Genomic DNA, 23,428 nt, shown 5'->3' on the forward strand with positions numbered 1-23,428 from the left:
ACAGAGCGGGCGCTCCCTCCGGGGGAGCGTCCGCTCTTCTCGTTCTCGGGGTCTCAGGGGCGCGTGAGTTCCTCGAGCACCTCGACGACATGCCGGTAGGGCTGGCCCGTGGCGCGCGTCATCCCGATCTCACAGGTGCGGTTCGCCGAGACGAAGGCGTCGAAGCCGCCCCGATCGGCGTCGGCCGCACGCACCTCGGCGGACTCGACCTCCGTCGCGCTGGCGGTGAGCTCGGGATGCAGCATCCCGCGGTCTCCGGCGAAGGCGCAGCATCCCCAGCCATCGGGCACGAACACATCGGATGCGACAGCCGCGGCGATCTCGGTCAGCGCGCCCGTTGCGCCCAGCGCGGTGGTGGAGCAGGTCGGATGCACCGCCACGCTGTCGAGCTTCGACGACACCGTGACGCGGGGGAGAACCTCGCGGGCGATGTAGGTGGTCGCGTCCTCGATCACGAGGCCGGCGTACTCCGGGTACTCGGCGACGGACTTCGCGAGCATCGTGTGGAGGCCCTCGGTGCAGGATGCCGCGTCGCAGACGATCGGAAGCTCCCCGAACCGGCTCGCCTCCCACAGCGAGGAGAGCACGCGCTTCGTCATGCGGTCGTAGCCGGCGAGGTGGCCCTTCGACTTCCAGGGCGTGCCGCAGCACATTCCCCCGGCGTCCTCCGGGATGACCACGGCGATCCCGGCTCGATCGAGAAGAGCGCGCACCGCGTCCCGCGATCCCTCGCCGTGTCCCTCTGCGCCGAACATCGTGCCGATGCACGCTCCGAAGAAGACCGCACGAGCGTCCGCGGGGTTCTGGGGAGCCGGGGCCTTGGTCCCGCCGCGCGGGAGTCCGCCGTCGTACAGCGGAACGGTGTCGGCGCCGAGGAGCGCGCGGCCGACACGGGTCGCGCCGGTCACGAGTGGCGCGGGAACGGCGGAGGCGATGGTCAGCGCCGCGCCGCCGACGCGGGTCACCGCACCCCAGCCCTTCGCCGCGGCATCCCACAGGCCGTCCTCGACCTTCGACGACTCCTCGGCCCTGAGTCGTCGGACGAGGTCGCCGGTGTTGATGTCGACGGGGCATGCGACCCCGCACATCCCGTCGACCGCGCACGTCTGCACCCCGTCGTAGTCGTAGTCGGCGCGCAGATCCTCGAGCAGCGCGGTGTCGCCCTGCTCTTCGGCCCAGGCCATGTCGCGCCGCAGCACGATGCGCTGCCGCGGAGTGAGGGTGATGCTCTTGCTCGGACAGGTCGGCTCGCAATAGCCGCACTCCACGCAGCGATCGACCTCGTTCTCGACGGTCGGCACGCGCTTGAGGTCGTGCAGGTACGAGTCGGGGTCGTCGGAGAGCACGACGCCGGGATTGAGGATTCCCGCGGGATCGAACAGGCGCTTGATGGACCACATCATGTCGGTGAGCTCGTCGCCGTACTGTCGACGGACGAACGGTGCCATGATGCGCCCCGTGCCGTGCTCCGCCTTCAGCGATCCGCCCTGGCCGAGCACGAGGTCGACGAGGTCGTCGGTGAAGCGCCGGTAGCGCGCGACGCTGTCGGGGTCGTCGAAGCGCTCGTTGAGGAGGAAGTGCACGTTTCCGTCCTTGGCGTGACCGAAGATCACCGACCCCTCGTAGTCGTGGGCGGCGAAGAGTTCGATCAGGCGCTCGCAGGTCGCGAGGAGACGGTCGACCGGCACGACGATGTCTTCGAGCAACGCGGTGGTGCCGGAGGGCCGTGCTCCCGCGACAGCCGTGTAGAGGCCCTTGCGAACATGCCACAGCGCGGCGCGCTCGGCGCCGTCGGTCGTCAGCGACGCCGCGATCGCGAGGGGGAGGGTCGCGAAGTGCGCGAGCGCCGTCGTGCTCTCGGCCGCCAACTCCTCGCTGCTGCCGGCATGCACCTCGACGAGGAGCGCCGCGTGCTGGTCGACCGCGATGTCGGCGATCGCGGCGGGCACGTCGGCGAGTCCCTGCGCGACGCGGAGCGATGCCGCGTCGAGGAGCTCGATCGTCGCGAGGCCGAGATCGGCGAGGTCGGGAAGGGCGGCCATCGCGTCGGACAACGTGGTGAACACGAGCAGACCGGTGGCGATCGCCGGACGGATCGGGATGGTGCGGAAGCGTGCCTCGGCGACGAAGGCGAGTGTGCCCTCCGACCCGATCACGAGGTGCTCGAGGATGCCCACCGCGGTGTCGAAGTCGAGGAGGGCGTTGATCCCGTAGCCCATCGTGTTCTTCATCGAGAACTGACGGCGCACGAACTCGACGTTCTCGGGGGAGGAGAGCAGCTGTTCGCGGAGGGCCAGGAGGCCCGCGGCGAGGTCGGGATCGGACGCGAGCAGTCGTTCCTCGGCGTCGGGGAGCGCGGTGTCGAGGATCGTGCCGCTCGGGAGGACGAGGAGGAGCGACTCCACCGTCCGATAGGAGTTCTCGATGATCCCGCACGCCATGCCGCTGGAGTTGTTCGCCACGACGCCGCCGATCGTGCAGGCGATCTCGCTGGCGGGGTCGGGGCCGAGCTTGCGGCCGTGGCGCACGAGGCGCGTGTTCACCTGGCGCACGGTGGCGCCGGGGCCCACCCGAACCGACGCGCCGTCGTCCTCGATGCGGATGTCGCGGAACCCGCTGCGCGTATCGACGAGGATGTCGCCACTCACTCCCTGCCCCGAGAGGCTCGTGCCGCCGGAACGGAAGGTGAGTGTGCGCCCCGCCGCACGGACGGCGTCGAACACCCGGGCGACCCCGTCGGCGTCGCTGGGGGAGAGGACGGCATCCGGCACGAGCAGATAGTGGGAGGCGTCGTGCGCACGGGCGAACCGATCGATCGAGCGTGCGTGCACCTCGGTCGACGGGCCGAGGATCGTCGGATCGAGTGGTTCGGCGAGAGTGATCGACACGGGGGCTCCTCGGCACTGATGGAAGATTGTCTGACAAGTGTACCGAAGTCGTCGATCTCGCTAGTCTGTACGGGTGAACAGCTCCACGGATGCCCCGATCGCCGTCGTCGGGGTCGTCGACGCCGTGACCTCCCGGCTGCGCGATCGGATCCTCAGCGGTGATCTGCGCTCGGGATCCGCGCTGACCGAAGCGTTCGTATCGGAGGAGTACGCGGTCGCGCGTCCGAGTGCGAAGGCCGCGATCGAGCAACTCGTCGCCTCGGGGCTCCTCGAGCGCACCGCGCATCGCAGCGCCCGCGTCGTGGCGATCGATCCGGAGACCGTGCGGGACGTCTACCGCACGCGAGCGCGACTCGAGAGCGCGGCGCTGCGCGAACTCGCCGGCACGCGAACCGTCCCGGCCGCGGCCGTCGCGGCCAACGCCGAGATCCAGGCGATGCCGGCAGGGCCGGACCCGGCCACCGTCGATCCCGATCTGCGCTTCCACACCGCGCTCATCGACGCCCTCGGCAGCACGCGCACCGGCCGGATGTACCGCAGCGTGCTCGACGAGGCGCGGATGTGCATGGCGCAGGTGCAGGGGCGCCGTCTGCTCGACGCCGGAGTCATCGCCGCCCAGCACGCCGAGATCCTCGACGCGCTGGCCGCCGGTGAAGCCGAACGGGCCACCGCGGTGCTCGGCATCCACCTCTCGTCGGCGCAGGAGCGTCTCGTCGACGCGCTCGGCACCGACTGAGCGACGACGACGGCGATCAGTTCGCCGGGGCGTCCTCGACCACGATCGGGGCCTCGGACGGGTCTGCCCACACCGGCGCGGGTAGCACCGTGTCGACCTGCCCGGCCTGGATGGCACGAAGCGCGTCGGTGATCTCGTCGTCGTTCTCGGGGACGGCGAGGCCGCAGGCGCGCAGCTCGGAGCCGAACTGAAGAGTCAGGCGGATCTTGCCCGCTTCCACCGCCTCGGCGGTGGTGCCGGTGCGGATCTCGCTGCCGGTCTGGATCGCGGGGACCTCGTCGCACACGTGGTAGACAGCGCCGCCGTCCACCCACACGACCTCGTCCTTGCCGAGGAGCTGGATCACCGCGGACTGGTCGGCCGTGTACTGCTCGACGGAGGGCGGGTCGAAGTCGATGCCGATGAACACCGCGATCGCCGCGAGCGCGATGCCGACGATGCCGGCCGTCGTCTTCTGCCCCTTGTCCATGTCCTTGTTGAGGAAGACCAGGATGATCAGGGGGAGGAACGCCACGACGGCGATGATCGCGCCGAGCTGGTTCTGCACGAAGAAGCGCACGGTGTCGGACTTGCGGGCGGGATCGAGGCGATTGGCCTTCTTCCAGAGCACCGAACCGGTGATCGAGAGGGCGGCTATGACCGCGAGGAGCACGAGCAGTGCGATGAAGGCCCACTGCGGGAACTGGGCCGTGACGCCCTGCTCCTCGAGCAGGCCGGTGTCGGCGTCACGCACGAGGGTGCCGTCCTCGCCGACGAACACGCGCTGACGGAGCAGCCAGAAGATGCCGACCGCCTCGCCGATGATCGCGAGGAGCCAGAGGACTCCGGCGATCCAGCGGAAGCGAGTGGCCTTCGCCTTCGCCTCGGGCGTCGGCTTCCAGTTCGCGGGTGGTTCGACGCCCTCGGCGCTCGGTGTGCTCTGCTCGGTCACGATGGCCCCTCCTCGGTGTGAGGCCGAGCCTAGTGGGCGCGGTGTCCTACGCTGGATACATGATCTCCGATTCCGATGACGCCCTGAGCTGGGACGGTGATGACGACGCGTCCCGAGCGCGTCCGACTCCGGTGAAGCGCGAGAAGAAGGCGGTCGATACGGCGCCCCCCGTCGTCGCGGATCGCGTCGCCTCGCCGGTCGAGGATTCTGTCGGTGAGGCTCCGGATCCCGACTCCGAGGAAGGGGAGGAGAGCGCTCCGCTGAGCACGGCGATGCTGCTCATCACCGGTGTCGTCGGTGGTGTGTACCTCCTGTACTCGATCGGCTGGGTCGTCGGAGGTCTGCGTCTCAAGCCGCTCGCGAACTTCTTCGTCGCCGACGAGATGTTCCTCCCGTGGTTCGTGCTCGCCGTCGCCGCACCGGCGCTGTGGTTCCTGGCCACGTGGGTGCTCACTCGCGGGCGGGCGTCGTGGGTGAGGGCATCCCTCCTCCTACTCGGAGTCGTGCTCCTCGTGCCGTGGCCGTTCGTGACCGTGGGGGTGATCGGAGCATGATCACCGAGCGGAGCAGCGACAGCACGCGGACCTCGCCGCGCTGGGTCATCGGCCTCGTTCTCGGGCTGGCCGGGCTGTTCTACGCGTACGCGGTGTGGAACGCCGTCGCGCACCTGATCCAGATGGCGCAGGGCGGACTGACGGGTGGAGGGTGGATCACCCTGCTGTTCGGCGTGGTGTTCCCCGCCCTCGTCTTCGTGTTCGCCTTCGCGATCGGCCGCCGCCGTCGAGCGGGTGAACTGGCACTGGTGCTGCTCGCCGGTCTCGGGATCGTGGCGGTGTTCTGGCTCTGCGTGCTCTCGTTGAGCCTCGGACTCATCGCCTCGTCCTAGGCGTCACACGGTCAGACCGAGCGATCCCCTCGGGTACAGTGGAACCGATCGCGCCCCCATGGAGTGCGGCGCATCGGCCCCTATTGTGTTGCCCCGAAGGATCCACTGTGCCGAAGCCCGTTGTGCTCATCGCCGAAGTTCTCTCTCCCGCCACGATCGAGGCCCTGGGCCCGGACTTCGATGTCCGCAATGTCGACGGCACCGACCGCGAGGCGCTGTTCTCGGCGCTGTCGGAGGCGGATGCCGTGCTCGTGCGCTCGGCTACGCAGATCGATGAAGAGGCCCTCTCTCACGCGCCGAAGCTGAAGGTCGTCGCCCGTGCCGGCGTCGGACTCGACAACGTCGACATCAAGGCCGCCACCGCGGCCGGCGTCATGGTCGTCAACGCGCCGACCTCCAACATCGTCTCGGCCGCCGAACTCACCGTCGGTCACATCCTCAGCCTCGCGCGCCGCATCCCGGCCGCCCACGCCTCGCTCTCCGCGGGAGCCTGGAAGCGCAGCTCGTTCACCGGCGCCGAGCTCTTCGAGAAGACCGTCGGCATCGTCGGTCTCGGCCGCATCGGCGCGCTGGTCGCCGCGCGTCTCGCCGCGTTCGACATGCGCGTCGTGGCCTACGACCCCTACGTCACCTCGGCACGTGCGCAGCAGCTGGGCGTGCAGCTCCTCTCCCTCGACGAGCTCGTCGCGGAGTCTGACTTCCTCACGATCCACATGCCGAAGACCCCCGAGACCACGGGAATGATCGGCGCGGAGCAGTTCGCGGCCATGAAGCCGAGCGCGTTCGTCGTCAACGTCGCTCGCGGCGGCCTCATCGACGAAGAGGCTCTGCGCGAGGCGCTGGTCGCCGGCGAGATCGCCGGTGCCGGTCTCGACGTCTTCACCTCCGAGCCGCCGGTCGAGGGCGGCAGCGCTCACGCACTCCTCGACCTCCCGAACGTCGTCGTCACCCCCCACCTCGGCGCCAGCACCGAAGAGGCGCAGGAGAAGGCCGGCGTCTCGGTCGCCCGTTCCGTGCGCCTCGCCCTCGGCGGCGACCTCGTCCCCGACGCGGTCAACGTCGCCGGTGGTGTCATCGACCCGTACGTGCGCCCCGGAATCTCGCTCGTGGAGAAGCTCGGTCAGATCTTCGCCGCCCTCGCGACGTCGCCGCTCACGAGCCTCGATGTCGAGGTGCACGGCGAGCTGAACGACTACGACGTGAGTGTGCTGAAGCTCGCCGCTCTCAAAGGCGTCTTCACGAACATCGTCAGCGAGACGGTGTCGTACGTGAACGCTCCGCTGCTCGCCGAGCAGCGTGGGATCGCGGTGCGTCTGCTGAAGGACGACGTCAGCGCCGAATACCGCAACGTCATCACGCTCACGGGTGCTCTCTCCGACGGCTCGCAACTCTCGGTCTCGGGCACGCTCACCGGCCCGAAGCAGGCCGAGAAGCTGGTCGGCATCAACGACCACGCGCTCGAGCTCCCGATCGAGAAGCACCACGTCGTGATGCTCTACACCGACCGCCCCGGAATCGTGGCCGTGTACGGGCAGAAGTTCGGCGAGGCGGGCATCAACATCGCCGGCATGCAGATCGCCCGCGAGGCCGCCGGCGCCCAGGCGCTGAGCGTCCTCACGCTGGACTCGCCGGTCTCCGACGAACTGCTCGACGATGTGCGCAGCGCGATCGACGCCGACCTGTTCCGTCAGATCGAGATCACCGAGATCTGATCACGATCGGAAGTCGAGGGCGGGGCGCGCGAGCGCCTCGCCCTTCGTCGTCGTCAGGGCGCGGTCGTGCTCAGGACGAGGTCGATGAGCGCGGCGAGCTGTGCGTTCTGGGGGACGACGTGCTCGGAACCGTTCACGTCGAGGGAGTTGTTGAAGTAGAGGCCGTCACTGACCAGCATCACCAGATCGAGGCTGGTCTGATCACGGACGTGCGGGCGGATCGCATCCTCCCACCGGTGCCGCGCGTGGCGCAGGGCGTCGCCGGCCTCGGCCGATCCGCCCTGGGCGAGGCGTGAGGCGGTGACGAGGGCGCGGTCGAGCGCGTCGTCTTCCATCACCGAGGTGCGGATGTAATACGCGACGGGTCCCTCTTCGGCGGCGATGATGCGTTCGAGGTCTCGCGTCGTGAGCGTCTCGAGGCGATCGAGAAGCCCGGCGACGAGCTCGTCGCGCGAGCCGAAATGGTAGAGCAGACCGCCCTTCGACACCCCGGCGGCCTTGGCGGTCGCCTCGATGGTCGCGGCGCGCTCGCCCTCGGTGAGGACGAGCTCTTCGAAGGCGTCGAGCACGCGCTCTCGGGCAAGGGGTGGTCGGGGCATCGGGTCCTCTGCACAGTCAATGATCGGGGCGGATTCTGTTACTATACCAGCCGGACGGTTTAGTAATACCACCGCAGAAAGTGAGAGGTGTGACATGACCCGGACCGCGTCGATTCCGACGGCAGGAACGGATGCCCCCCGCGTCGGAGCCCGCGGATGGGCCGCGCTCATCGTGCTGATGCTGCCGGTGCTGCTGGTGTCGGTCGACAACACGGTGCTGAGCTTCGCGCTGCCCGAGATCTCCATCGCTCTCGCGCCCTCCGGCGCCGAGCAGCTGTGGATCATCGATGTCTATCCGCTCGTTCTCGCGGGACTCCTCGTGACGATGGGGACGCTGGGCGACCGTTTCGGCCGGCGACGGATGCTGCTGATCGGCGCGAGCGGATTCGCCGCCGTATCGGTGCTCGCCGCCTTCGCGCCGACCGCCGGTCTGCTCATCGCCGCGCGTGCGCTCCTGGGCTTCTTCGGCGCCATGCTGATGCCGTCGACGCTCTCTCTGCTGCGGTCGATCTTCGTGAACCGCGACCAGCGTCGTCTCGCGATCGCGGTCTGGGCATCCGCATTCTCCGCCGGGTCGGCGCTCGGCCCGATCGTCGGAGGGTTCCTGCTCGAGCACTTCAGCTGGGGCTCGGTGTTCCTGATCGCCGTGCCCGTCCTGATCCCGTTGCTCATCGCGGCGCCCATTCTGGTACCCGAGAGCCGCGACCCCAACCCCGGGCGCATCGACGTCGTCAGCATCGCGCTGTCGATGGCGGCCATGATCCCCGTCGTCTACGCCATCAAGTCGCTCGCCGTCGACGGCCCCACGGTCGTCGCCGGCGCCTGGGCGCTCCTCGGCATCGTGATGGGCGTGCTGTTCGTGCGCCGCCAGCTCCGCGCGGAGATCCCGATGCTCGACATGGCGCTCTTCCGGCGGGGGACGTTCTCGGGTGCGATCCTCGTGAACCTGCTCAGCGTCGTCGCACTCGTGGGCTTCCTCTACTTCGTCTCGCAGCACCTGCAGCTCGTGCTCGGGCTGTCGCCGATGATGGCCGGTCTCGCCCTCGTGCCCGGCATGGCGGTGATGATCGTCGCGGGGCTCGGCGTCGTGCCGATCTCGCGGCGGGTCGCCCCTCACCTCGTCGTGCCGATCGGTCTGGCGTTCTCGGTGGCGGGGTACCTGATCGTGGCGTTCACGACACACGAGCACGGGGTCGCTCCGCTGATCCTCGCGTTCGTGGTGCTCGGCATCGGTATCGGCGCCGCGGAGACGATCTCGAACGAGCTCATCCTCTCGAGCGCGCCGGCCGAGAAGGCCGGCGCGGCCAGCGCGGTCTCGGAGACCGCCTACGAACTCGGTGCGGTGCTGGGCACCGCGGTTCTGGGCGGCATCATCACCGCGTTCTACCGCGCGGCGATCGTGCTTCCCGCGGGACTGCCCGCGGGAACGGCGGATGCCGCCCGCGAGACGCTCGCCGGGGCGTACACCGCGTCCAACGAGGTCTCGGGTGCATTGGGTGACGAGCTGTGGCAGGCGGCGGCGGATGCCTTCGGCTCGGGCGTCTTCATCACCTCGCTCATCGGTGCGGGGCTCGTCATAGTCGCGGCTGTGATCGCCGCCGTCACACTGCGCACGCGCACCCCGCGGTGACCAGTACGCTGGGGGAACCGAGCCGTCGACGACTGATCGCGGCTCGGTTCCCGAAGCAAGGAGTGTCATGTCGCGTGTCGTGAAGCTGGCCGTCATCCCGGGTGACGGCATCGGTCCCGAGGTCGTCGCCGAAGCGGAGAAGGTGCTCGACGCGGTCACCGCCGACACCGACGTGACATTCGACAAGACCCGCTTCTCGCTCGGTGCCGCGCGGTACCTCGAGACCGGCGACACGCTCACCGACGACGATCTCGCCGCGATCTCGTCGAACGACGCGATCCTGCTCGGCGCCGTCGGCGGAACGCCGGGCGACCCGCGTCTGAAGGACGCCAACATCGAGCGCGGACTGCTGCTCAAGCTCCGCTTCACTCTCGACCACTATGTGAACCTGCGCCCCTCGAAGCTGTTCACCGGAGCGACCGGCCCGCTCGCGAACCGCGGCGACATCGATTTCGTCGTCGTGCGCGAGGGCACCGAGGGTCCGTACGTCGGCAACGGGGGAGCGATCCGTCAGGGCACGCCGCACGAGATCGCCAACGAGACCTCGGTGAACACCGCTTTCGGTGTCGAGCGCGTGGTCCGCTACGCGTTCGAACTCGCCGAGCGTCGTCGCCGCAAGCTGACGCTCGTTCACAAGACCAACGTGCTCGTGCACGCCGGTGCCATCTGGCAGCGGATCGTCAACGAGGTCGCGTCCGAGCATCCCGATGTGGCGGTCGACTACCTCCACGTCGATGCCGCCACGATCTTCCTCGTGACCGACCCCGCACGTTTCGACGTCATCGTCACCGACAACCTCTTCGGTGACATTCTCACCGATCTCGCCGGTGCCGTCACCGGCGGCATCGGACTCGCCGCCTCGGGGAACATCAATCCCTCGGGCGCCTTCCCGTCGATGTTCGAGCCGGTGCACGGTTCGGCGCCCGACATCGCGGGGCAGCAGAAGGCCGATCCGACCGCTGCGATCCTCTCGATCGCGCTGCTGCTCGACCACCTCGGCCTCACGGCCGAATCCGCACGCGTCAGCGCAGCGGTCGAGGCCGACATCGCGAGCCGTGACGGCGCGCGCACGACCGCCGAGATCGGCTCCGCGATCGCCGCACGCCTCTGATCCGCAGGCGTAGGCTGGAACCGCGCGAGGACGCGTACACCCCTCAGAACGGAACATCACCATGACGACCATCGACGCACAGGCAGCAGTGGCTCCGCTCGATTTCGCTGTGACCAAGAACCTCGCCGCGGCCTCGGCCGCGCGAGTAGCCGAAGTGTTGGAGAATCCCGGCTTCGGCGTCGTCTTCACCGACCACATGGTCGACATCTGTTGGTCGGTCAAGGGCGGCTGGCACCGACCGCGCGTGCAGCCGTACGGCCCGATCCCGCTCGACCCCGCGGCATCCGTGCTGCACTACGGCCAGGAGATCTTCGAGGGCATCAAGGCCTACCGTCACGCGGACGGGTCGATCCACACCTTCCGTCCCGATCGCAATGCCGCGCGCCTGCAGGCCAGTGCGCGCCGTCTCGCGCTCCCGGAGCTCCCGACCGAGTACTTCATCGAGTCGCTGCGTCAGCTCATCGCCGTCGACGGTCGCTGGGTGCCGTCCGGCGCCGACCAGAGCCTCTACCTGCGCCCGTTCATGTTCGCCAAGGAGGCCTTCCTCGGCGTCCGCGCCGCGCAGAAGGTCGCGTACTACGTGATCGCGAGCCCGGCAGGGGCGTACTTCACCGGTGGCGTGAAGCCCGTGCGCATCTGGCTCTCCGAGGACCACTCCCGCGCCGGTCGCGGAGGCACGGGCAAGGCGAAGACCGGCGGCAACTACGCGTCGAGCCTGCTGCCCCAGGCGCTGGCGAGCGCGAAGGGTTGCGACCAGGTCGTCTTCCTCAACGAGAAGAACGACGTCGAGGAGCTCGGCGGCATGAACGTCGTCTTCGTCTTCAAGGACGGGCGCATCGTGACGCCCGAGTCCGACAGCATCCTCGACGGCATCACGCGCGACTCGCTGCTGCAGCTCGCCGAGGACCGCGGGTACACGGTCGAGCGGCGTGCGATCTCTATCGACGAGTGGCGCGCGGGCGTCGCCTCGGGTGACATCACCGAGGTGTTCGCGTGCGGTACCGCCGCCGTCGTCACCCCGATCGGCGCACTCGTGGGTGAGGGCTTCGACGAGCCCCAGCCGATCGGCGAGCTCGCGCTGTCGTTGCGCGAAGAGCTCACCGACATCCAGTACGGCCGGCGCGAGGACCGCCACGGCTGGCTGCTGCGTCTCGACGCCTGACCGCGCCGACTCTCTGGGACCCCGCTTTGCAGAACCGGCAAAGCGGGGTCTCGTCGTCCGGCCCGCTGGATAGGCTGGATGCATGAAGATCGCCCGATTCAGCCATGACGACGCCATCCTCTTCGGGATCGTCGATGAGAAAGATCTCGTCGTCCTCTCGGGCGACCCTCTCTTCGCCGGCTACGAGCCGACGGGTGATCGTGTGCCGATCGCCGATGCCGTGATCCTCGCGCCGGTCATCCCGCGCTCGAAGATCGTCTGCGTCGGAAAGAACTACCACGACCACGCCGCCGAGATGGGGGGAGAGGCGCCCGCGGAGCCGCTGCTCTTCCTCAAGCCGAACACGGCCGTGATCGGCCCGGGCGACACGATCGTGCGCCCCGCGATCTCGCAGCAGACCGAGTACGAGGGCGAGCTCGCCGTGGTGATCGGGAAGGTCGCGAAGAACGTCGCCGCGCAGGATGCGCTGGACTACGTGCTCGGATACACGATCGCCAACGATGTGACCGCGCGCGACCTGCAGCGCGCGGACGGCCAGTGGACGCGGGCGAAGGGGTTCGACACGTTCTGCCCGCTCGGCCCGACGATCAACACCGACTTCGACCCGTCCGCGGCGACGATCGAGACGCGCGTCAACGGTGAGGTTCGGCAGAAGGCGCCCCTGACCGACATGATCCACTCGGTCGAGGAGATCATCGCCTACGCGTCGGCCGTCTTCACCCTGCTGCCGGGCGATGTGATCCTCACCGGGACGCCTGCGGGTGTCGGCACCTTCGTGGCCGGCGACACCGTCGAGGTCGAGATCACCGGTCTCGGTATTCTGCGCAGCGCCGTGCGCGACGCCGTTCCCGCGGCATGAGCGCGCAGGCCCTCACCGCCGCCCAGCAGTCGGCGGTGCAGCGCCGCACGGTCCTCGTCCTCTCGCTCGGCCAGGTGCTCGGCGGCATCGCCTTCGGGGCGACGGTGTCGCTGGGAGCGCTTCTCGCCGCCGACATCTCGGGCGACGACGCCTTGTCGGGACTCGCCACCGCATCGGTCACGCTCGGTGCGGCGCTGTGTGCGATCCCGCTCGCCCGGCTTGCCGCGCGGGTCGGACGCCGCCGGGCGCTGACGCTCGGCAACCTCTTCGCGCTCGTCGGAATCGCGGTCGTCATCCTGGCGGCATCGTTGCGCGTCTTCCCGCTGCTCCTCGTCGGCATCCTGATGATCGGCGCCGGAAACGCAGGCAACCTGCAGTCGCGCTTCGCCGCGACGGATCTCGCCGCCCCGGCCCATCGCGGACGCGACCTGTCGATCGTGGTGTGGGCGACGACGATCGGGGGTGTCGCCGGTCCGCTGCTGCTCGGGCCGGGAGAGATCGTCGGCGCCGCGATCGGGATGCCGCCGCAGACCGGGTCGTACGTCTTCTCGTTCGTCGCGCAATCGGCCGCCCTGGTGCTCTACCTCGTCGCACTTCGTCCCGACCCGTTGTTGACCGCGCAGAGATTGGCCGTCTCGGCGGCGAAGACGGAGACCGTCGCCATCACCGACCGCCCGACGGTCGCGCGGTACGCGATGTTCGCGATCGCCGGATCCCACGTGGTGATGGCGTCGGTGATGGCGATGACACCGATCCATCTCTCGCACATGGCGCATAGTATGCATGCGCACCACGACGCCGCAGCGGCCGCGGCGGATGTCTCCCAGCTCGTCGGGATCACGATCGCGCTGCACGTGGCCGGCATGTATGCGCTCTCCCCGGTGTTCGGCATCCTCGCCGATCGCTGGGGGCGCTTGCAGGTCGTGCTGTTCGGGCAGGTTCTGCTGGGCGGATCGCTGGTCTTCGCGATCTTCGCCAACGACCAGGCGTGGGGCGTCATGGTCGCGCTCATCCTCCTCGGGCTCGGCTGGAGCGCCGCGACGGTGGCCGGAGCCGCGCTCCTCACGGAAGCGAGTGCGCCCGAGCTGCGCACGCGTCGCCAGGGTCGCAGCGACTCGCTCATGAGCCTGTCGGCGGCCGCCGGTGCCGTGCTGGCCGGAGTCGTGCTGTCGAACTTCCAGTACGCGGGACTCGGCATCGCGGCATCCGTCCTGGTGCTGGCGATCGTCGTGCTGTCGCCCCTCGGGCGGCGACGCGCATGAAGTCCTGGGCGGGGGTCGGCGAGGCCTACGGGAACTCGTACGCCTCGCTCTGCGCCGGGACGATCGACGTGCTGCTCGACGCGCTCGGGACGGCCGACGGCCGCTCATTGCTCGATGCGGGTGCGGGAACGGGAGAGCTCGTCGCCCGCGCGACGGCAGCCGGGTGGACGGCGACCGGCTGCGAACCCGAGCCGACGATGCGACGAGTCGCCGAACGTACCCATCCGGGTCTCCCGTTCATCGCCGGGGCGCTGCCGGCGCTCCCGGTTTCGACCGCGTCCTTCGATGCGGTGACCGCGAACTTCGTCCTCAACCACGTCGATGATCCGCGCGCATCCGCCCGGGAGATGCGCCGCGCAGCCGCGCAGGGTGGGATGCTCGCCGCGACGACTTGGACGTCGTCCCCGTCGTGGTTCTGGGTCGAGGTGTGCGAGCGCGCCGGGATCACTCCCGCAGCGGGGGAGCGGCTGCCGGCTGAGAAGGACTTCGACCGGACCGTCGCCGGATTCGCGGCGATGCTCACGGATGCCGGGTGGCGGGATCTCTCGACGAGCGAGCGCACCTGGACGTGGGAGGCATCGCCGGAGGCGCTGTGGAGTTCTGCCGAGGGCGGTGTCGCCTCGGCGGGTCAGTTCTACCGCGCCCTCGATCGCACGGAGCGGGCGCGGTTCAGATCGGGCTTCGATGCGGCGTGCGCCGCCCACGCGCGGGGCGAGGTGATTCCGCTGCTCCACAGCGCGGCGGTGGCGGTGGGGCGCGCGCTCTAGAATCGAAGGGCTATGGCTACTCCTCATCCCCTCACCACGACCGCCAGCGGTGCCGACGTCCGCGTCCGCTTCTGCCCGTCGCCCACCGGCCTGCCGCACGTCGGCATGGTCCGCACCGCTCTCTACAACTGGGCGTACGCCCGCCACAACGGCGGCAAGCTCGTGTTCCGCATCGAAGACACCGATGCGGCGCGCGACAGCGAGGAGAGCTTCCGTCAGCTCGTCGATGCGCTCACGTGGCTGAAGATCGACTGGGACGAGGGCGTCGAGGTCGGCGGGCCGCACGAGCCGTACCGCCAGTCGCAGCGCCACGACATCTACCGCGGTGTGATCGACAAGCTCGTCGCCACGGGCGCGCTGTACGAGAGCTACTCGAACGCCGAGGAGATCGACGCGCGTAACGAGGCCAACGGCCGCGCGAAGCAGCTCGGCTACGACAACCACGACCGCACCCTGACCGAGGAGCAGAAGGCAGCCTTCCGCTCCGAGGGGCGCCAGCCCGCACTGCGCCTCCGGGTGCCGGATGAGGACCTCACCTACGTCGACCTCATCCGCGGCGAGGTCACCTTCCCCGCGGGGTCGTTCCCCGACTTCGTGGTCGTGCGCCCGAACGGCATCCCGCTGTACACCTTCGTGAACCCGGTCGACGATGCGCTCATGGGCATCACGCACGTGCTGCGCGGCGAGGACCTCATGCCCTCGACCGCTCGCCAGCTCGCGCTGTACGCCGCGCTCATCGACGCGGGCGTCACGACCTTCGTGCCGCGCTTCGCGCACATGCCGCTCGTGCTGGGGGAGACCGGCAACAAGAAGCTCTCCAAGCGCGACCCGCAGGCCGATCTCTTCCTGCATCGTGAGCGCGGCTTCATCCACGAGGGCCTCCTCAACTACCTCGCTCTGCTCGGCTGGTCGATCGGTCATGACCGCGACGTGTTCTCGCTCGACGAGTTCATCGCCGCGTTCGACATCGAGAACGTCAACCCGAACCCGGCCCGCTTCGACCAGAAGAAGGCCGAGTCGATCAACGGCGACCACATCCGCATGCTCGACGTGAAGGACTTCGCCGAGCGCACGATCCCGTACCTCGCGGCGGCCGGGCTCTTCGACGAGCCGACCCATGAGCAGCTCGTGCTCGCGTTCCGCGCCGCACCGCTCGTGCAGGAGCGCGTCCAGCTGCTGGGAGAGGTGCCTGGCATGCTCGGCTTCCTCTTCACCGACGACATCGCCTATGAGGCGGATGCGCTCAAGGGGCTCCCGGCGAACGCCGGCGAGGTGCTGGATGCCTGCGTCGCCGCCCTCGAGCCGGTCGCCGAGTTCACCCCGGAGAAGATCCAGGATGCTCTGGCGACGGCGCTCGTCGAGAACCTCGAGCTCAAGCCCCGCGTCGCCTACGGCCCGCCGCGCGTGGCGATCACGGGTCGCCGGGTATCACCGCCGCTGTTCGAGTCGATGGAGCTGATCGGCAAGGACGAGACGCTGCGTCGTCTTCGTCTGCTGTCGGAGACGCTCGCGAGCTGAGCAGGCTGCCGATGCGCAGAGAGGAGGAGCCCGTTCGCGGTGGTCCTCCTCTCTGCCTTCGGGGCTCTCGTGACGGAGCGCGACACGCGCGGCGGGAGCCGCTCCATTTGGCGCATCCCGATCCGTCGGGTAGGCTTGACTCTCGGTGCGAGGCTCAGGTTTCGCCCTTGGGGTATGGTGTAATTGGCAACACGGCGGTTTCTGGTTCCGTTGTTCTTGGTTCGAGTCCAGGTACCCCAGCAAGACGAAGAGGCCCGGTATTCCGCGAGATGCGGAACCCGGGCCTCTTGCTTTTCCCGAGGGGCGAGTGCCCCGAAGGGCCTACTCGCACTCTCCGATGAACTCGAGGTAGCAGACGGCCTCGTGCGTCACGGCGGGCTCGTAGTCCTCGTTCGACACCTCGCGGGTCGCGGTCTCGGCGGTCTTCGTCAGATGGCCGAACGACCCGAGCGACGAGACGTACATGCCCTCCTGGTCGAGGTCGCGCATGCGGTCGATCTCGGTGCGGTGCTGCGTGCACAGCAGCGTGGCGGAACCGGTCAGCTCGACGTCGGCGCACGCACCGGCGTACTCCGCCTCCATGAGGCCGATGCAGTCGGTCCAGTCCTGGTTGACCGTGCAGGGGCTGACGCCGTCGTCCGCGACGTTGTACAGTCCGGTCTCGTACTCTTCGGTGTGGAACGTCTCGGGCTTCTCGGCGACGTCGGTTTTGGTCCAGTGGCGCGCGGTCGTGAAAGCGATGACGACGACGATGATCGCGGCGATCAGCAGCGCTCCGACGATCGAGAGAGTGACCCAGAGGCCCGTGCGCTTCTTCTTGGCGGGGGCGTCGCTTCCCGGCATGCCGTACGGCGCCGTCGCGGCATACGCATCCCCGGGGCCGGCGTAGGGTGCGCCGTTCGCTCCCTCGTACGGTGCGGTCGGGGCGAATGCGGCCGGGGCCGCGACGGCAGCGGGTGCGGCGCCGTGGGCGGCCGTGGGGGTGTCGGATGCCGAAGCATCGGGCGCCGGCTGCTGCGGAGCGGGGACAGCAGCGGGCGGGGGTGCCGCGGCGAAGCCGCCTGCCGGTGCGCCGATATACCCGTCGGGCGTGGGAGAAGGCGCTGGCGCGGGCGCCGGCGGGGCGGGCTGGCTGATCGACTGCCAGTAGCCGTACCAGCTCTGGCTCGCCTGCGGGTCGGCGACGACCTGCTGGGCCTCGGCATCCGAGAGCTGAATACCCAACGACTGGCGCGCCTGCGGGTTCAGGAGGTACGAACGGAATTCATCGAGTGACAGGCCCATGCTGGCGATGATGGCAGAAACCCGTGGCGCGCGACAATCCGATGGGCATTCCTCCCCATCACGCGACGCCTAGCAGAGCGCGCCGGAGCAGGGCCAGCCCCTTCCGGCTCGGCACCGCGGCCGGGAGAGTGCTTGCATGGCAGCTCTCGTGCGTGTGATCCCCGGTGAAGACCTCGGCTTCCGGAGGAAGCGATCCGGAAAGGGCTTCCGGTACGTGGATCAGGACGGGCATCCGGTGCCGGAGGCTGATCGCGAGCGCATCCAGGATCTCGTCATTCCGCCGGCCTGGTCGGACGTCTGGATCGCCGTCGATCCGCTCGCGCACATCCAGGCGGTCGGCGTCGATGGCGCCGGACGCAAACAGTATCTCTACCACCCGCTGTGGCGCGTCAAGCGCGACCGGAAGAAGTTCGGGCGCGCCCTGGCCCTCGCGGAGGCGCTCCCGCACGCGCGGGGACGCGTCACTCGCGCGCTGCAGGAGGAGACGCTCTCGAAGCGCAAGGTCCTCGCGACGGCTTTCCGGCTGCTGGACGACGGGGCGCTGCGGATCGGATCGGAACGCTATCTCGCGCGGCACGGGAGCCGCGGGCTCACCACTCTGCGCCGTCGCGACGTGCGTGTCGACGGCAGCTCCGTCTCGCTCTCCTTCCCCGCGAAGAGTGGGCAGACGGCGGCGATCGAGATCACCGACGATGTGCTCGCCGCGGTTCTCGACGACCTCTCGGCCGGCCCGGATCGCGCACCGCTCCTGGCCTACCGCCGAGGTCGGCGGCGGGTCAAGATCACGCCCGCGCAGGTCAACGGCTTCCTGCGCGATGTCACCGGCGCCGCGTTCACGGCCAAGGACTTCCGCACCCTCCACGGCACGATCCTCGCGGCCGACGCCCTCGCCCGGATCGGCCCGCTCGACAAGCGGCGGGATCGCGCGAAGGCCGAGCGCCTGGCGGTGCAGGCGACCGCCTCCGCGCTGGGCAACACGGTCGCGGTCGCGCGCGACAGCTACATCGATCCGCGCGTCTTCACGCTCTACGGACGGGGGAGGATGCTCGATCTCTCCGTGTCGCCGGAGAGCGCGATCCGGCGTCTGCTGCTCGATGAGAAGCGGCGGCGCTGATCAGCCGAGGAACTGCAGCCAGACGGCTGCGATGAGCAGCGGAACCAGCGGCGTCAGAACGGCGAGCACGATCGGCCAGACACGTGTGCGGGTGTCGAGGGTGCGTGCCTGTGCGGCGAGCGTGTCGCCGTCCCGTCGATAGGTGGACGGGTCGAGGGGAGCGGCGCGTTCGTCCCGGTAGAGCGCCGTGCGTCGAGCGAAGCGTTCGTGAAGGGCCGCGATGACCGTGAGGAAGCGCCTCGCCTCCCGCGGGTCGGTCAGGTCGATCGCCGGGAAGTAGACGTGCAGTGTGCGATCGACGATCTCGAGGTCGAGATCGGAAGAGGCATCGAGCAGGATCGCCATGAGGTCGGGCGTGAGCACGTACAGCGCATCGGCCTCGTAGCCGGCCGGCACGGAGACCTCGAAGACGTCGCTGAAGTTGCCCTCGAGCGTGAGTTCCCCCCGTCCGCGGGGCCGGCGGGGGAGCAGACTCAGCGCTCCGCCGCCCCGCCGCGACCGCAGAGCGATGCGCGGTGCCTCGGCGGCGAGCGGGATGCGCACCGCGCGGATCCGGTGCACCGTCGCTCCCTCCCGATCTCCGACCACCAAGGTGCGCTCGATCGAGTCGAACGGGATCTCCGCCTCCCGCGCGTCGATGAGATCGCGGGAAGAGCGACTCGACCGCTCGATCTGCTCGTCGACGGATCCGCCCCAGACGCGATCGCTCACGTCCTCGCGATAGCTCCACCCCATCCCGGCGGCGAGTGCACGGAGTCCGGCCCGACGCCTCTCGTCGCGGCGGAGCATGACCGCCACGTACGCCACCGCCGCCGCGCCCCCCACGAACACGGCGATCTGAGCGGCCAGCAGCGGCACCCCCTCCAGTCCGAAAGCCGCCGGCAACAGGTACAGTGCGATGGGCGCGGCGATCGCGGCATAGGCGACCGACAGCAGCACGAGCCGCAGGCCGCCGCGACCGCTCAGGAGATGCGTCAGGCGGAGCATCCGTCAGGGCTTGTAGACGATGGCGGTGTGCAGCTGGCCGTTCTCGCGCACCCAGGCGAGCCAGCGCGGCTCGCTGTACAGGCGCTGGATCGGGATGACGAAGATGCCGGTGTCGGGGCGGCTGAGCGCACGGAACTCCGGCTTCTTCGAGATCCAGATCGTGCCTCCCCCGTCCCACGGCTCGAGCTGGTTGTAGACGTAGCCGTGCTCGCGCAGGTTGATGCGGTCGGCGAGTGCCTCCGCCTCGGACGCGAGCTCGCGCTGGACATCGGAGGGTACTGTTCCGTCGAGCGTGAAGGCGGCGACGTCGTAGATGTTCCCGTCGCCGTAGTCGCGGGTGGTGAGGATAGCGAGCTCGGTCACGCCCTTGTCGCTGTTGCGGGTCCAGAGGGCGTGCGAGTTCTTCGCGCGCTTGTTCATCAGGAATCCGCCGAAGTTGACCTTCTGGAAGGCGAAGTCGTCGAGCTTCGCGGTGAGCTCTGCGCGTGTCGTCATGGTGTGTCTCCCGGTGCGGGCAGGCGCGGGTCGCCTGCTGATCGGCGAGCCTAGGAGGCGTTCGATCGGGCGCGTCGGAGTCCGAACGATCCCGAACGGCGCCCGTCCGTGCGGGGCCTGACTGTCCTAGGCTCGGAGCATGCCCGAGCCCCGCACCTTCGACGAGCTCTGCGCCCGGCTGAACGAGCTTCGGGCGGCCGATGGCGGCACGTCGTTCGCCGAGATCGCCCGCCGGATCGGGGGCCTCCGGGGTGGCGTGGAGCCGGCGAAGGTCACGGTGTACGACTGCTTCCGTCCGGGACGCCGACGCATCGACGAGCATCTCGTCGGTGACATCGTCCGTGTGCTCCACGGCGACGAATCGGAGGCCGTGCGCTGGACGGACGCGGCGCGATCGCTCAACGGCATCCGTTCGGGAGTGCGCATCGAGGTCGCTGCCGGCTCCCGCGCGACCGACGGTGCGGAGGTCGGTCGGGAGGACGTACTGGCCGCACTGCCGCACGTGGATGTCCTGCTGCTCACCGGGCTCCCGGGGGTCGGGAAGAGCACGCTCGCGACCGCCGTCCTCGGCGGGGTGCCCGCGCTGACGGTCGACCTTCGCGCCTCCGACCCCGATCGTCCGTCCGCGGATCCCGTCGACGTGCTGCGGCGCATGCTCGGAGCGATGGGCAACCGATCCGTCCCCTACGACATCGCGCGCTTGCGCGAACGCGTGCGGGGCGAAGCCGCCGGACGGGCCATCGTTCTCGAGGACGCGGGGTCCGGTGAGCAGCTCATGCCCCTGATCGTCCCCGGGGTGCGCTACGTCGTCACCTCGCGCGTCGACCTCGGGGCCTTCGCGTCCCGACTGCGGAGCGAGGGGATCAGCGCGGCGCATGTCCCGGTCCGTCCGCTCGACGACGCCGGATCGCGTCGTCTGCTCGCACGTCTGCTGGCGGATGCCGCGGAGTCGCCGGGCCGATCCGACCGAGGACTCGACGGTCGTGCGCTCGACCGCATCGTCGCGGTGAGCGGAGGTCTCCCACTGGATCTCGCGATGCTCGCGGGTGTGGTCGCCGAGCACGCGGGCTGGACGTTCGACGATCTCGCCTCTCGATTCGAGACCGAGCCGCGCGACGCCCGGATGCGTCCGGTACTCGAAGCGGCCACGCGCTCGCTGATCGCACCGGATGCCGATCTCCTCGCCGACCTCGCCCTCATCGACCGCGAGTTCGACGAACGCGTGCTCCTCGCGACCGGCGGTCAGCGCGTCGCGCGCGGACTGGAGAGCCTCCGTTCGCGTCACCTGCTCGAGCGCGTCGACGGGCGCATCCAGGTGCACGCGACCGTGTTCGCCTTCGCCGCGGAGCGCTCGCGCGCGCTGCGTCCGGTGTCGAGACGCCGCGCGTTCGTCGCGCGTGCCACGCAGGCGGTCCTCGAATCGATGGCGACCGATCCCGAGTATGCGGCGCGTGAGGTGGGCACGCTGCTGGCGGTGGCGGATGCCGCCCGCGAGCACGGGTTGGACGCGGAGGCGGTGGATCTCGCGACCAGGGCTCATCCCACGCTCGTGCGTTGGTCGCTCTGGGCGGAGTCGCTCCGCCTCCACGAGGTGGCCTCCGTCGGTGCCGGTCTCGACCCGGCCCCCGCACTCGCACTCGGCATCGCGCAGTGCGCCGAGAAGCTCGGCCGGTACGACGAGGCGCTGATCACCCTGCACCGCGTGCGGAGGACGGCGGCCGGTATCGCGCTCGCCCGCACCTGGAATCAGATCGGCAACGTGCAGCGCTGGATGAGTCACCACGAGGAGGCCCTGGAGTCGTACGCGACCGCGATCGCGCATGCCCGCGACGCCGGTGACCGCGTCGTCGAGGGGCGGGCCCAGGGGAACCACGCGGACACACTGCGGATCCTCGCCCGTTATGCCGAGGCGGATGCCGGATACGACCGTGCGCTCGCGATGGCGATCGCGGAGGACGACGCGCTCAACATGGCCATCGTGCGGGGCAACCGTGCGCTGCACCTGCTGGCGGTGGGGCGTCTGGACGAGGCGGAACGATTCCTCGACGTCCTGGACGCGGCGTCGGCCGAGCCCACCCCGCCTTTCGCGCTGCGCACCCGAGCGCTCATCGCGGAGGCGCGAGGCGATGACGCCGGTGCCCGGGTCTGGCTGGAGAGAGCGCTTCGGCCCGACGGCGAATACGGGACCGAAGCGGACGCCGCCCTCCTCGCCGCGCGGATCGACTCGCGGGACGGACGATCCGCGGCGGCGCGGGAGACGGCGGAGAGCGTACTGCAGGCGGCGGTAGCAGCGGGGTCGCCCCTGATCGCCACGGAAGCGGGGAACTCGCTGGCCGAGATCCTCCTGCGCGTCGCTGACGAGAGCGGCGACGCGGAGAGCGTGCTCCTCGCCGAACGTCGCGCGCGAGAGGCTCGCGGGATCGCGGAGGCTACGGGCGACCGTGCAGAGGTCGCCCGTAGCGATGGGATCCTCGGCGCGGCCGCCGCCGCTCGAGGCGACGTCGGTACCGCGGCACTCCTTTCGGCTGCCTCCCGAGACCTCTACCGCGAGCTCGGCCACCGGTGCGCTCGCGAGCCCGCCCGCGAGGGCTGATCAGCTCTGGCGCGGGTAGGTGTAGAAGCCCTCGCCGGTGACGACGCCCAGCTTGCCCTGGTCGATGTAGCGCTCCTTGATCAGGTCGGCGAAAGCCTGCTGCTTCGCATCGCCCATGCGGGAGATGTTGTAGGCGGTGGTGAGTCCGACGATGTCGTAGATCTCGAACGGTCCGGCGGGCGCCCCGGTGCCGATGCGCCAGGTGGCGTCGATCGCCTCCGGTTCCGCGATTCCGTCGACGAGCAGCTCACCGGCTGCCTGCAGGAACGGCACCAGGAGGGAGTTGAGGAGGTAGCCCGCCTTCTCCTTCTTGATCTCGATCGGCACCATGCCGATCCGCCGCGCGAACTCGACGACCTCGGCATAGACCGCGGGGTCGGTGGCCGGAGTGCCCATCACCTCGGCCGTGTTGTGCGACCAGATCTCGTTCGCGAAGTGCAGCGCGAGGAAGCGGTCCGGTCGGCCCGTCGCGTCGGCGAGGGCGCTGGGGAGGAGGGTCGACGAGTTCGTGGCGAAGATCGTCGTCGACGGCGCCGCATCGGCCATGCGCCGGTAGATGCCCTGCTTGAGCTCGAGGTTCTCCGGCACCGCCTCGATCACGAGATCGGCCGTGGCGACGGCATCCTCCAGCGAGGTGGTCGGCCGGATACGGGCGATCGCTGCGTCCGCGCCGCCGTCGGCCGCACCGTCGACCGCATCGGTGACGTATCGGCCGGCGAGGCCGCGGAACCGCTCGGCGGCCCGCTCCAGCGCGGCATCGTCGATGTCGTAGGCGGTGACCTCGAATCCGTGGAACGCGGTCTGGAACGCGATCTGTGATCCGAGGACGCCGGTGCCCAGGACGGTGATGTTCTTCATTTCTCTTCCTTCTTCTGCGGCCTCGTGGGCCGGTGT

The 23,428-nt window shown here is 69.6% G+C and carries 20 protein-coding genes and 1 tRNA gene; 14 read left to right on the top strand and 7 right to left on the bottom strand.

Annotated features, from left to right (window positions below; all coding sequences use genetic code 11):
- Positions 1 to 53: 53 nt before the first annotated feature.
- Entirely contained in the window at positions 54 to 2,888 is a 2,835-nt protein-coding gene (locus tag ACFY9N_RS07215) for an FAD-binding and (Fe-S)-binding domain-containing protein (RefSeq protein ID WP_391477725.1), read from the bottom strand.
- Between the two features lie 73 nt (positions 2,889 to 2,961).
- Between ACFY9N_RS07215 and ACFY9N_RS07220 the strand changes: the two genes are divergently transcribed.
- Entirely contained in the window at positions 2,962 to 3,624 is a 663-nt protein-coding gene (locus ACFY9N_RS07220) for a GntR family transcriptional regulator (RefSeq protein WP_391477726.1), read from the top strand.
- 16 nt (positions 3,625 to 3,640) lie between these two features.
- On the opposite strand, the gene ACFY9N_RS07225 is transcribed toward ACFY9N_RS07220, so the two are convergent.
- A complete protein-coding gene (locus tag ACFY9N_RS07225; RefSeq protein ID WP_391477727.1) occupies positions 3,641 to 4,555 on the bottom strand; it encodes a hypothetical protein in 915 nt (304 codons plus the stop codon).
- A 59-nt stretch (positions 4,556 to 4,614) separates the two neighbouring features.
- Here ACFY9N_RS07225 and ACFY9N_RS07230 point away from each other — a divergent pair, with 59 nt between their 5' ends.
- From ACFY9N_RS07230 to serA, 3 genes are all read left to right on the top strand, one after another.
- Positions 4,615 to 5,109, top strand: a complete 495-nt coding sequence (locus tag ACFY9N_RS07230) for a hypothetical protein (RefSeq protein ID WP_391477729.1) — start codon at positions 4,615 to 4,617, stop codon at positions 5,107 to 5,109.
- Positions 5,106 to 5,441 carry a hypothetical protein gene (locus tag ACFY9N_RS07235; protein WP_391477730.1) on the top strand — a complete coding sequence of 112 codons (336 nt, stop codon included), beginning with the start codon at positions 5,106 to 5,108 and terminating at the stop codon, positions 5,439 to 5,441. Before ACFY9N_RS07230 ends, ACFY9N_RS07235 begins: the two co-directional genes overlap by 4 nt.
- Before the next feature lie 107 nt (positions 5,442 to 5,548).
- Positions 5,549 to 7,153 (top strand): phosphoglycerate dehydrogenase, encoded by a 1,605-nt coding sequence (serA, locus tag ACFY9N_RS07240; RefSeq protein WP_391477731.1) that lies wholly within the window; start codon positions 5,549 to 5,551, stop codon positions 7,151 to 7,153.
- A gap of 53 nt (positions 7,154 to 7,206) precedes the next feature.
- Here the strand turns inward: serA and ACFY9N_RS07245 are convergent, their stop codons facing one another.
- The gene (locus tag ACFY9N_RS07245) at positions 7,207 to 7,752 is read right to left on the bottom strand and encodes a TetR/AcrR family transcriptional regulator (protein WP_391477732.1); all 546 of its coding nucleotides are present in this window, start codon (positions 7,750 to 7,752) and stop codon (positions 7,207 to 7,209) included.
- A gap of 94 nt (positions 7,753 to 7,846) precedes the next feature.
- Here ACFY9N_RS07245 and ACFY9N_RS07250 point away from each other — a divergent pair, with 94 nt between their 5' ends.
- The 8 genes from ACFY9N_RS07250 to ACFY9N_RS07285 all read left to right on the top strand — a co-directional run bounded on the left by ACFY9N_RS07250 (position 7,847) and on the right by ACFY9N_RS07285 (position 16,301).
- On the top strand, positions 7,847 to 9,382 hold the full coding sequence (locus tag ACFY9N_RS07250) for an MFS transporter (protein ID WP_391477734.1): 1,536 nt from the start codon (positions 7,847 to 7,849) through the stop codon (positions 9,380 to 9,382).
- 67 nt (positions 9,383 to 9,449) lie between these two features.
- Positions 9,450 to 10,493 carry a 3-isopropylmalate dehydrogenase gene (locus ACFY9N_RS07255; RefSeq protein ID WP_391477736.1) on the top strand — a complete coding sequence of 348 codons (1,044 nt, stop codon included), beginning with the start codon at positions 9,450 to 9,452 and terminating at the stop codon, positions 10,491 to 10,493.
- 61 nt (positions 10,494 to 10,554) lie between these two features.
- On the top strand, positions 10,555 to 11,655 hold the full coding sequence (locus tag ACFY9N_RS07260; RefSeq protein WP_391477737.1) for a branched-chain amino acid aminotransferase: 1,101 nt from the start codon (positions 10,555 to 10,557) through the stop codon (positions 11,653 to 11,655).
- An 82-nt stretch (positions 11,656 to 11,737) separates the two neighbouring features.
- Positions 11,738 to 12,514, top strand: a complete 777-nt coding sequence (locus tag ACFY9N_RS07265; RefSeq protein WP_391477738.1) for a fumarylacetoacetate hydrolase family protein — start codon at positions 11,738 to 11,740, stop codon at positions 12,512 to 12,514.
- Positions 12,511 to 13,776: an MFS transporter gene (locus ACFY9N_RS07270; protein ID WP_391477739.1), complete on the top strand. Its 1,266-nt coding sequence runs from the start codon at positions 12,511 to 12,513 to the stop codon at positions 13,774 to 13,776. Before ACFY9N_RS07265 ends, ACFY9N_RS07270 begins: the two co-directional genes overlap by 4 nt.
- Positions 13,773 to 14,543 (top strand): class I SAM-dependent methyltransferase, encoded by a 771-nt coding sequence (locus tag ACFY9N_RS07275; protein ID WP_391477741.1) that lies wholly within the window; start codon positions 13,773 to 13,775, stop codon positions 14,541 to 14,543. Before ACFY9N_RS07270 ends, ACFY9N_RS07275 begins: the two co-directional genes overlap by 4 nt.
- Positions 14,544 to 14,555: 12 nt before the next feature.
- Positions 14,556 to 16,061, top strand: a complete 1,506-nt coding sequence (gltX, locus tag ACFY9N_RS07280; protein WP_391477742.1) for a glutamate--tRNA ligase — start codon at positions 14,556 to 14,558, stop codon at positions 16,059 to 16,061.
- A 168-nt stretch (positions 16,062 to 16,229) separates the two neighbouring features.
- Positions 16,230 to 16,301: transfer RNA gene (locus tag ACFY9N_RS07285), tRNA-Gln, on the top strand.
- An 81-nt stretch (positions 16,302 to 16,382) separates the two neighbouring features.
- Here the strand turns inward: ACFY9N_RS07285 and ACFY9N_RS07290 are convergent.
- Positions 16,383 to 17,345 (bottom strand): hypothetical protein, encoded by a 963-nt coding sequence (locus ACFY9N_RS07290; protein WP_391477743.1) that lies wholly within the window; start codon positions 17,343 to 17,345, stop codon positions 16,383 to 16,385.
- 136 nt (positions 17,346 to 17,481) lie between these two features.
- Here ACFY9N_RS07290 and ACFY9N_RS07295 point away from each other — a divergent pair, with 136 nt between their 5' ends.
- Positions 17,482 to 18,459 carry a DNA topoisomerase IB gene (locus ACFY9N_RS07295; RefSeq protein WP_391477745.1) on the top strand — a complete coding sequence of 326 codons (978 nt, stop codon included), beginning with the start codon at positions 17,482 to 17,484 and terminating at the stop codon, positions 18,457 to 18,459.
- Here ACFY9N_RS07295 and ACFY9N_RS07300 read toward each other — a convergent pair whose 3' ends face one another.
- Both ACFY9N_RS07300 and ACFY9N_RS07305 read right to left on the bottom strand, forming a co-directional pair.
- Complete coding sequence (locus ACFY9N_RS07300) at positions 18,460 to 19,446, bottom strand: hypothetical protein (protein WP_391477746.1); 987 nt, start codon at positions 19,444 to 19,446, stop codon at positions 18,460 to 18,462.
- A gap of 3 nt (positions 19,447 to 19,449) precedes the next feature.
- Positions 19,450 to 19,941 carry a hypothetical protein gene (locus tag ACFY9N_RS07305; protein WP_391477747.1) on the bottom strand — a complete coding sequence of 164 codons (492 nt, stop codon included), beginning with the start codon at positions 19,939 to 19,941 and terminating at the stop codon, positions 19,450 to 19,452.
- A gap of 139 nt (positions 19,942 to 20,080) precedes the next feature.
- Between ACFY9N_RS07305 and ACFY9N_RS07310 the strand changes: the two genes are divergently transcribed.
- Entirely contained in the window at positions 20,081 to 22,534 is a 2,454-nt protein-coding gene (locus tag ACFY9N_RS07310; RefSeq protein WP_391477748.1) for a hypothetical protein, read from the top strand.
- Here ACFY9N_RS07310 and ACFY9N_RS07315 read toward each other — a convergent pair whose 3' ends face one another.
- On the bottom strand, positions 22,535 to 23,392 hold the full coding sequence (locus tag ACFY9N_RS07315; protein WP_391477749.1) for a 3-hydroxyacyl-CoA dehydrogenase: 858 nt from the start codon (positions 23,390 to 23,392) through the stop codon (positions 22,535 to 22,537).
- Positions 23,393 to 23,428: the final 36 nt, after the last annotated feature.

This window comes from Microbacterium sp. NPDC008134, assembly GCF_042957055.1.
In the GTDB taxonomy this organism is placed as follows: domain Bacteria; phylum Actinomycetota; class Actinomycetes; order Actinomycetales; family Microbacteriaceae; genus Microbacterium.